The sequence below is a fragment of the Protofrankia sp. CiP1_Cm_nod1 genome, assembly GCF_920888515.1.
In the GTDB taxonomy this organism is placed as follows: Bacteria; Actinomycetota; Actinomycetes; order Frankiales; family Frankiaceae; genus Protofrankia.
On sequence record NZ_CAKKTM010000382.1, the window covers coordinates 1 to 9,924 of the forward strand.

A 9,924-nucleotide genomic window follows, 5' to 3' on the forward strand; every position below is an offset into this window, starting at 1 on the left:
CCTCCGTCATCGCCGCCGACCAGGTGCCCACGCCGCCCTCCCGCCGGGGCGCGGACGAGCGGGACCGCTCCTTCGCGGTCGCCTCGGGTGGCCTGCCGGTGCTCGGCCACGCCCTCCAGCTGTGGCGCCGGCCGTTGCGGTTCCTGTCCGCGCTGCCCGCCCAGGGCGACCTCGTCCAGATCGGTCTCGGGCCGCGTCCGGCCTACCTGGCCTGCCACCCCGAGGTGGTCACCCAGGTCCTGGTGGACTCACGCACCTTCGACAAGGGCGGGCCGCTGTTCGACAAGGCGCGGCTGCTCGTGGGCAACGGGCTCGTCAGCTCCATGCGGGAGGACCACCGCGTACAACGACGGATGATCCAGCCCGCGTTCCATCCCGCCCGGATGCCCGGCTACGCCCGCCTGATGCGCGAGGAGATCGCCGACGTCCTGGGCTCGTGGGAGGACCACCGGCCCATCGACATCAGCGAGGCGATGCACGCCCTGACCCTGCGGATCACCGCCCGTACCCTGTTCGCGACCACCGTCGGGGGACGTCCCATCATCCCGGAGGTCGCCTACTGCATGCCGATCATCATGCGGGGCGTCTACAAGCGGATGGTCGCGCCGATCGGCTGGCAGGAGAAGCTGCCCACGCCGGGCAACCGCCAGTTCAACCAGGTCCGGGAACGGATGCACACCGTCATCAGGGAGACGATCGAGTTCCAGCGACGCGCCGGGACGGACCACGGCGACCTGCTGTCGATCCTGATCGCGGCCCGTGACGAGGAGACCCGGCACCGGCTCAGCGACGAAGAGGTCTACGACCAGATCATGACCCTCCTCATCGGCGGGACGGAGACCACGGGGAACACCATGGCCTGGGCCTTCCACATCCTCGCCGAGCACCCGGAGGTGGAAGCCCGGCTGCACGCCGAACTGGACGAGGTGCTCGGCGGCCGGCCACCGACGTTCGAGGACCTGCCGCGGCTGGACTACACCTGGCGGGTCCTGCACGAGACCCTGCGGATGTATCCGCCGGCCTGGCTGCTGACCCGCACGACCAGCAGGGACACCGAACTCGCCGGGCAGCGGCTGGCCAGGGGCACCATCGTGATGTTCAGCCCGTACATGATGGGCCGCAACCCCGCACTGTTCACCGACCCGGAACGGTTCGACCCGGACCGCTGGCTGCCCGAGCGGGCCGCGGGCATCCCGCGCGGCGCGATGGTGCCCTTCAGCGCGGGCAGCCGCAAGTGCATCGGTGACACCTTCGGCCGCGCGGAGACGACGCTCACGCTGGCCACGATCGCCACCCGCTGGAGCCTGCGTCCCACGCCCGGCGCCAGGCCGCGCACCACCATCCCGAAGGCGTCGCTGGGCACCGGGCCGTACCTGATGATCCCGAAGCCGCGTGCCGCCGCCAGCGCGGGGCTCGCGCTGCGCACCGCCGGCTGAGCGACACCAGCCGAGCCACGCCGGCCAAGCCGGCTGAGCGATGCCGGCTGGCCAGCCCTTACGCCCGCCTCCTACCGCGGGCCGCCTACCGCGAGCCGCCGCCTACCGCGGGCCGCCCCCGGCCCGTGTCCTGCCGAAGAAGGGCCCGTCCCATGAGCGAGTACACCCCGCCGCTGCGGGTCACGTCGCCGGCCGCCCTCGACACCCTGGCGCGGTGCCGGGACCTCGTCCTGCCGGCGCTGCGCGAGACCGTCGACCGGCTGCACCCCTGGCTCGGGCGGATGGCGTCGTTCACGTTCGGCTGGTGCGACTCCGACGGCACACCGACCGTGCGTGGCACCAGCAACAACAGCGGTGGCGGCAACGGTGGCGGCGGCGGCAAGGCGCTGCGGCCGGCACTCGCCGTCCTCGCCGCCGAGGCCGTCGGCGCCCCGGCACAGGCCGCGGTCGCCGGGGCGGTCGCCGTCGAGCTGGTGCATGCGTTCTCACTCGTCCACGACGACATCATGGACGGCGACGAGCAGCGCCGGCACCGGGCCACCGCCTGGAAGACGTTCGGGGTGGGCCCGGCCGTCCTGGCCGGTGACGCGCTGCTCGCCCTCGCCCTGGACACCCTCGCCCACAGCACCGGCCGGCTCGCCCCGGCGACCAGGTCGGCGGCGATGAGCCTGCTGTCGACGTCACTGGTCGAGCTGGTCAACGGGCAGGCCGCCGACATCGCCTTCGAATACCGGCCGTGGACCGGCCCGGAGGCGGTGACCGTCGAGGAGTACCGGACCATGGCGACGCGCAAGACCGGGTCGCTGCTGGGCTGCGCGTCGGCGCTGGGAGCGCTGCTCGGTGGCGCTCCGCCCGAGATGGTCACGGCGATGTCCCTGGTGGGCCGCGACCTGGGAACCGCCTTCCAGGCGGTCGACGACCTGCTGGGTATCTGGGGGGATCCGGCGGTCACCGGCAAGCCGGTGTTCAACGACCTCCGCCTGCGCAAGAAGACCCTTCCCATGGTCTGCGCTCTGGCCGGCTCGACGGCGTCGGCCCAGCAGCTCGCGGACCTGCTGGCCATGCCGCTGGACACCCCGGACGCGGAGTGGACGCTGCGCCGGACGGCGGCCCTCATCAGCAAGGCCGGCGGCCGGTCCTTCACCACCGCCCAGGCCCACCTGCATCTCGACCGCGCCCTGCGGACCCTCGACAGCGTCGCGATGGAACGTACGGCCGCCGCGGAACTGATCACGTTGTCCGAGTTCGTCGTCAACCGCACCCACTGATCCGCGGGCGCGACTATGCCATCGCCTTCCAGCACATCGCCTTCCAGTACGTCCGGAACAAAGGAGATCCACGGATGACGGCAACCGTCCCGGGTGTCACGTCGGCCCCCGGCCGGCTCCCGCTGCTGGGCCACATGCACCGGATGCTCAGCGAGCCACGCAGGTTCTTCGAGTCGCTGCGTGACAGCGGCGACATCGTCACCATCGGCCTCGGGCCGGCGCGGGCCTACGTCATCAACAATCCCGTCTGGGTGCACCAGATCCTCACCAGGGACGTCCGCAAACTCGACAAGGGCATCGCCTACGAGAAGTCGGCGCCCTTCCTCGGCAACGGGCTGCTGAACTCCACCGAACCGACCCACATGGCGCACCGCCGGCTGATGCAGCCGGCGTTCCACGCGGCCCGGATCGCCGGTTACGCCGACCAGATGCGGCAGGCCGCCGAACAGCGCGCCACCGGCTGGCGGGACGGCCAGACCGTGGAGTTCGTCCAGGAGATCCACACTTTCGCGGTGGCCGTGGTGTGCCGAGCGCTGTTCTCCTCCGATCTCGGTGACAGCGTCGCGGTCGAGGTCGAGGAGACCTTCCCCATCCTGCTCAAAGGCGTGGCCAGGCGGATCGCCTTCCCGGTCGGCTGGCTGGAGAGGCTGCCGACACCGGGCAACCGCCGCTTCGAGCGGGCCCGCCGCCGGCTCGACGAGGCGCTGACGGACGTCATCGCCCAGTACCGGGAACGGGGTGCCACCGACGGTGACCTGATGGCACTGCTGCTGGCCGCCCGCGCCGACGGCGGCCGCCCGGGCCTCACCGACCAGGAGATCCATGACGAGGCCATGGCGCTGTTCCTGGGCGGGGTGGAGACCGCGCAGGACGTGCTGAGCTGGACCTGTCACCTGCTCAGCCGGCACCCCGACATCCAGCAACGGCTCGCCGCCGAGGTGGACACGGTGCTGGCCGGCCGGCCCCCCGGCTATTCGGCGCTGGCCGACCTGGTCTACCTGCGGCAGGTTCTCACCGAGGCGCTGCGGCTGTTCCCACCGGGCTGGCTGCTGTCCAGGCGGACCATGACGGAACTCGTGCTCGGCGAACACCGGATACCGCCCGGAAGCAACGTGCTGTTCTCCCTGCACGCCATCCAGCGTGATCCGGCGGTCTACACCGTTCCCGAGGTCTTCGACCCGGACCGGTGGAGTGACGAGGGCACCGCGGCCATCCCCCGTGTTTCCTTTCTCCCTTTCGGTGCGGGCAACCGGAGCTGTATCGGCGAGCCGTTCGCCTGGGCGGAAATGATGATTTTCATGGCGGCGGTCGTCGCCCGCTGGACGCTGCACCCGAAACCCGGTTACAAGGTGCGCCCGAGCCGCTCGACGATGCTCCAGCCCACACGCGTGCCACTCGTCGTCCAGGCCCGACGGCCCGCCGCCCGGACGGCCTGACCGGCCCCGCTCCCCACACATGTCCGACGTCCACACACGTCCGACGTCCACACACGTCCGACAACGGCCGGCCGACCGCCGGCCGATACCCAACCCGTACAAGGACATCCATATGAGACCGAGAAATCCGTCCGGCTGTACCACCTGGCTCCGCCGCGCGGCGGGTGCCGGGCTGGCCGGTGTGCTGCTCACCGCCTGTGGGTCGGGCGGCACGGGCGGCGCGGGTGCCGCCGGGGCCGTCCCGAAGCCCGGCGGCCGGCTGGCCTTCGCGCTGACCTCTGACTTCGGCTGCCTCGACCCCCAGCAGGTCAGCTCGATCGACTCGGTCTACCCGGCACGCCAGCTCGTGGACTCCCTGACCGACCAGGACCCGGCCACCGGAAAGATCGTTCCGTGGCTGGCCGAGCGGTGGGAGACCAGCCCGGACGCGACGGCGTTCACCTTCCACCTGCGTCCGGGCGCGACCTTCAGCGACGGCAGCCCGGTCGACGCCCGGGCCGTCAAGGCGAACTTCGACACCGCCGGGAAACTCGGGACCATCGCCGCCCAGGCGGCCAGCTACCTGCAGGGCTACCGCGACACCACGATCGTCGACGACCTGACCGCCCGGGTGTCCTTCAACCGGCCGGCCGCCCAGTTCCTGCAGGCGACCTCCACCCACACCCTCGGGCTGGTGTCCCCCGCCAGCACGGCGAAGCCTCCGGCCGAACGGTGCGCGTCGGGCATTGTCGGCTCAGGGCCGTTCACCCTGGGCAGCTACCAGAAGAACCAGTCGATCACGCTGAACAGGCGGGCCGGCTACCACTGGGGCTCGACGCTGTGGAAGCAGCAGGGGCCGGCCTACCTGGACCAGATCGTCTTCCAGGTCCTCCCCGAGTCCGGGGTCCGTAACGGCAGCCTGCGGTCCGGGGCGATCGACGGCGACTCCGCGGTGGCATCCCAGGACGAGGCGAGCCTGCGCACGGACGGCTTCACGCTGCAGTACAAGTCCGCCCCCGGCCTGCCCTACGGGTTCAGCGTGAACACCGGACGCCCGCCCCTCGACGACACGGCGGTACGCCGCGCCGTCTCCCGGGCCATCAACCGGCAGGAGATCATCAGCACCGTCCTCACCCCGCTGACAAAGCCGGCGACAAGCCCGCTGGCCAGTTCCACCCCCGGCTACGTGAACCTCTCGGCGGACCTCGTCTTCGCCCCCGACGAGGCAAGGAAACTGCTGGACGACGCCGGCTGGCGCCCAGGGCCGGACGGCATCCGCACCAAGGACGGCAGGCCCCTCCAGCTCACCGTCCAGTACTTCACCGGCCAGACGTCGGCGAAAACGATACTGGAGCTGATCCAGCAGCAGCTGCGGGCCGTCGGCATCGCGGCGGCCCTGCACGAGGAACCGGTCGCCAACGGCGGCAGGGTGGTCCAGGCGAAAGGCTACGACCTGCTCTGGGGGCACACCAAGGGAGCCGACCCCGACGTGCTGCGGACCCAGTACTCCAGCACCGGCCTGAACTTCAACAACCTCAGGCCCGGCCCGCTGGACGACCTTCTCACCCGGCAGGCCGCCACCGCCGACCAGAACGCCCGCATGGCGCTCGTCAGACAGGCGCAGGAGCTCATTCTCACCAACCAGTACAACGTCCCCGTCATCGAGCTGACCGTCATCCTGGGCCTGTCGGCCAAGGTGCACGACGTCATTCTGAACGCCGACGCCCGGCTGCAGTTCCACGACGCCTGGAAATCCTGAGGCCCGCTCCGGGCCGCCCTGTTGTCCCGGTCGTCTCCCGCCACGGGGTCACCGTCGCATCAGGAGCGGCCCGCCCAGGAGGTACTGACCGACCATCTCGAAATTCGTCCGCGCGAGCGTGATGTGCTTGACCGCCGCGTGGATGTCGCGGAAACAGCGGTCCAGCCGGCTGGCGGCGTACAGGGAACTCGTCCCGGCCAGCTCGTAGAGCGTGTCCACGGCGGACACGGTGTTCTCACCCACGGCTGTGGCCGTCAGACGGATCAGTGCGCTGAGCTCCTCCCCGCTGTGATCCTCCCCGCCGTCGCCCGCCGACGCCGTCGCCTGGTCGGCGGCGTCGGCCAGCAGCAGAGCCGCCGCCCGCACCAGGATCTCCGCGCGGGCCAGCCCCGCCTGCACGATGTGGCCGGCGGCCAGCGGGCTCGTCGCCCTGGCGGGAATCTTCTCCCGGGCCAGCGACCGGAAGACCGTAAGGGCGTCCTGGGCTATTCCCAACGCCGTCGACGCCGTCGTGAACGGGGCGAAGTCGTAGTAGGCGATGCCGTAGCCCCGCGAGGGACGGTCGGCGGGGACGCCGCGCAGCAGCGAACCGTCAACCGTGTACTCCTCGGGGACGACCAGCCCGTCGACGTGGAAGGTCGTGCTTCCCGTGCCGCGCAGCCCCCCGGCGAACCAGTCGTCCACGAACCGGACGGCGCTCTTCGGCACGAAGATCATACGTGTCCGTGACCCGGCCGGAGCCGTGCGGGAGCTGTCGTCATCCACGAGCACCGCGGCACAGACCAGCCAGTCGGCGTGCGCCGAGCCGCTCGCGAACGACCAGGTGCCGTGCAGCCGATATCCGCCGGATGCGGGCTCGGCCCGGCCGGTCGGGTTGATCCCGCCGACCACCAGCCCCGTGCTCTCCCGGAAGAGCCGGTGCGCCACCGGCTCCGGCAGATAGTCCGACATCCGGCCGATCGCTCCCTGAACCCCCATCTGCCAGGCGACGGACGCGTCGAGACGGGCAAGCGCCCGCAGGACGGCCGAACCGGTCCGCACGCTGACCTGGCCGCCGCCGAAGTCACGCGAGACCCACATCCGGTGGATGTTCTCCGCGCGCAGCGCGTCGATGACCGCGGCCGGTGTCGTCCTTTCCCGTTCGCCCTGGTCCCGGTACCGGGCAAGCAGCGGAGCGATCCTCTCGACACGCGCGGCCCATTCCGTGGTCTCCGCGGAAGGAGAACCACCGCCGGGAAACACCCGGCACGCACACCCGTCGCTCATCTCAGCTCCCGCGAGAACACCTGAATGATCCATAATCTCCGGACTGCCAGGGATGATGCCGGGACAAGCCCCTCCGAGTGGCACAGATCGCGAAAGGCCCACCAGTCGTCCGGATATGTCCTTTCTGGGCGCGGACGGCTGTCGGCGGGATACCCACCGGCCAGGGACACCGACGTCATGGCGGGCGGCGTACCCGACAAGCCCGGTCGTCATGGTCGGCTCAATACCGCAACGGCACATGCGCTGACCGTGCCGGGAACACGGACGGGCAAACTGGACAGGTTGCGTTCGTCGCGGTCACGCCGCTTCCTCGAAGAGGAGCGCCCACGGCCGATTACGGGTTGGATCACAGGGTTGGATCACGAGGGCTGGCTTACGAGAGTTGGATTACAGAAGTTGCCTGCCACCGTCATCGAACATATGTTCACACTACCAGATGCGAGCCTTCGCGTGGCCGGCGGCCGGCACCGCCGGCCGGCGAGCAGGCCACAGCCCGGGCACGGCCGGACGACGCCCGGGCCGCGTCCCCGGTGACAGAGGCCCAGACGAACGCGCAACTCCACCAGACCGGAGGCAGCCGATGAGCGCGATCCCGTTCCCATTCGACGACGACGAAGGCGTCATCGACGGCCCCGGCGGGCCGGTCGTCAACCTCGGCCTGGATCCGGAGACCGACCGGGAACTGATCGCGCTCAGCCGGCTCCACGACATCCTCAGCGAGACCTCGGCCATGCGCGCGCAGGCCGCGGACCCCGCGCTGGACGACGTGTGCCGGGCCGAAGCCCGAGGATGGATCAAAGCCGCCCACGCGATCTTCTCCGTGGTCGACGACCTGCCCGACGGTGCCCTGTGAGCCGGATGCGACGACGTCAGCCTTCCCGGCGTCGAGGCAGCGCTGTGGATATGCCTCGAGCGTGCCCGCCAGAACGGTGAGTGACAACTCGGAGCCCTTCCGTCGGCTCGCCGACGACCAGTCCGCACGCCCTGGACGATGCGTGCCTGGCCACTTTCGCACGTGCTCCCAGGCCCAGCCCTCATCCCAATGAGTAGTCTTATTCGCTACATAGATAGATAAACGTTGTGATGTGAGCCACTTCCTGCTTCGCTCGCACCATGACGACCCAGACCTCCGCGGTGGGCGGTGCCGCCCTCGCCGCGCCCGTGCCCGCCCCTGCCGAGATCGATCTGGCGGCGCTGCTCGAGCGTCGTGCGCAGGCGTCCCCGGAACGGCCCGCGGAGACCAACCTGGGGCTTCCCAGCCTCGACCGCGTGGGCGACATCCCGGCGCCGGAGCCGCCCGCCGGATCCGCGGTGTCCTTCGTCCTCGACGGACATCAGCGCCTCTCCACGCTCTTCGGAACCCTCATGAGACCGGCTGAGGACATTGGTTCCGCCCCGGCGAACTCGTGGATCTGGCGCGTCTTCCGCGAACTGGGATCGGACCGGAACAACCGGCTCGTCTACCGACACTGGCGAAAGGCCGGCGAGCCTCCGGCCAGCTTTCTTCCCGTGCGTTCGGTGCTCCGGACACTCGACTTCCTGACGTTCGCGCGCCAACTGCAGGCGGCATCGGAGGACCCTCGCACCGGCGACGCAATGATCAACGAAGCCGAGCAGGTCTCGCAGCGCATCAAGTCCTACCGGTTCGCGGTGATCCGCTTGCAGGGCGGGACACTGGAACAGGCGATCGAGGTCTTCTCGCGGCTCAACAGCAAGGGCAGCGCGATGACCCCACAGCAGATGGTCTCGGCGCTGACCTACTCGTCCAGTTCGGAGGTCAACCTCGGTGACCAGGTCTCACTGATGCTGGAAGGCCTCGGGGACCGCGGATTCGCCGGCCTGCCGTCGAACGTCGTGTTCCGCGCGGTACTCGCCGTCGCCGGGGAGGAGGATGTTCAGTCCGGAAGATGGGAGAGCCTGGCACGCCGCACACGGGCGAGGTTGAACCCGGCCATCGAGCAGACCGAGGTGGCTCTCAGCCGCGCCGTGGATTTCCTACGCCACGAGATCCGTGTTCCCGTGGCCCGCCTGGTGCCATACAGCATCCAGGTCCTCCTGCTTACGGCCTTCTTTGATCTATGCCCCAAACCGAGTGATGGTCAACGACGCATCTTGACACGCTGGTTCTGGTCGACGTCCTGGTCGGGGTTCTTTGCCAGCGCCAACACCACCCAGGACGTTGTTACGTATCGTGGTGGAGGTGGCGGGAATCGAATCCGATCTTGAGATAGACGGGGACGACCGCTGAGAGTCGGAAACCCTTATGCCGCAACGGTTCTTTGATCGCTTAGAGTCGGCAAGAACCGGCGAAAAACGCTGGTTGGTGGAACCGGTGTGGGTACCATGCGGGTACCAGGAAGATCGACAAGACCATGATCCGGGCCTCGAGACCGCGTCCGGACCGCCGTCAAGCTCGGCTATCCGGACGCCTGGTCGGGCCGGTAGCCACCTGATCAGCGGTGGTACACGTCGCGGCGGTGGTCGATGTCGACGACGGTCACCGTCATGGCCTTGTCGTCGATCCGGTAGACGATCCGGTAGGTCCCGCGCCGGGCGGCGTGCCGGTCGTCCAGGGGCGACGTCAGCCGCTTGCCCACCCGGTAAGGGGCGTCGAGAAGGGGGCCGGTGATGAACTCGTACGCGGCCGCCGCGACCGCTTCCGGCAGCGTCTCGCCGAGCGCGCGCCGGGCAGCCGGCACGGTCACCAGCCGGTAGCGCGGCCCCGCCGGGCCGGTCACGCCCTGCCGAGCCGGCGCCGCATCGTCTCGGCGAGCTCCTCC

The 9,924-nt window shown here is 70.0% G+C and carries 8 protein-coding genes; 6 read left to right on the forward strand and 2 right to left on the reverse strand.

The features are described 5' to 3' along the window. The 4 genes from NBX02_RS17145 to NBX02_RS17160 form a co-directional block, all read left to right on the forward strand. A partial coding sequence (locus NBX02_RS17145) for a cytochrome P450 (RefSeq protein WP_250292196.1) occupies positions 1–1,436 on the forward strand: 1,436 nt, incomplete at its 5' end. Between the two features lie 152 nt (positions 1,437–1,588). Next, positions 1,589–2,704 (forward strand): polyprenyl synthetase family protein, encoded by a 1,116-nt coding sequence (locus NBX02_RS17150; RefSeq protein WP_250285956.1) that lies wholly within the window; start codon positions 1,589–1,591, stop codon positions 2,702–2,704. A gap of 74 nt (positions 2,705–2,778) precedes the next feature. Then, positions 2,779–4,140, forward strand: coding sequence for a cytochrome P450 (locus NBX02_RS17155; protein ID WP_250292197.1), 1,362 nt, complete (start codon positions 2,779–2,781; stop codon positions 4,138–4,140). A gap of 112 nt (positions 4,141–4,252) precedes the next feature. Beyond that, on the forward strand, positions 4,253–5,878 hold the full coding sequence (locus NBX02_RS17160; protein WP_250292199.1) for an ABC transporter substrate-binding protein: 1,626 nt from the start codon (positions 4,253–4,255) through the stop codon (positions 5,876–5,878). A 48-nt stretch (positions 5,879–5,926) separates the two neighbouring features. Here NBX02_RS17160 and NBX02_RS17165 read toward each other — a convergent pair whose 3' ends face one another. After that, the gene (locus NBX02_RS17165) at positions 5,927–7,144 is read right to left on the reverse strand and encodes an acyl-CoA dehydrogenase family protein (protein ID WP_250285953.1); all 1,218 of its coding nucleotides are present in this window, start codon (positions 7,142–7,144) and stop codon (positions 5,927–5,929) included. Between the two features lie 580 nt (positions 7,145–7,724). Here NBX02_RS17165 and NBX02_RS17170 point away from each other — a divergent pair. Together NBX02_RS17170 and NBX02_RS17175 are read left to right on the forward strand one after the other, a co-directional pair. Then, a complete protein-coding gene (locus NBX02_RS17170) occupies positions 7,725–7,997 on the forward strand; it encodes a hypothetical protein (protein ID WP_250285952.1) in 273 nt (90 codons plus the stop codon). 260 nt (positions 7,998–8,257) lie between these two features. After that, positions 8,258–9,370, forward strand: coding sequence for a DUF262 domain-containing protein (locus NBX02_RS17175; RefSeq protein WP_250292200.1), 1,113 nt, complete (start codon positions 8,258–8,260; stop codon positions 9,368–9,370). A 227-nt stretch (positions 9,371–9,597) separates the two neighbouring features. On the opposite strand, the gene NBX02_RS17180 is transcribed toward NBX02_RS17175, so the two are convergent. Further along, positions 9,598–9,924, reverse strand: a 327-nt coding sequence (locus NBX02_RS17180; protein WP_250292202.1) for a type II toxin-antitoxin system RelE family toxin, incomplete at its 5' end; no start/stop codon positions are given.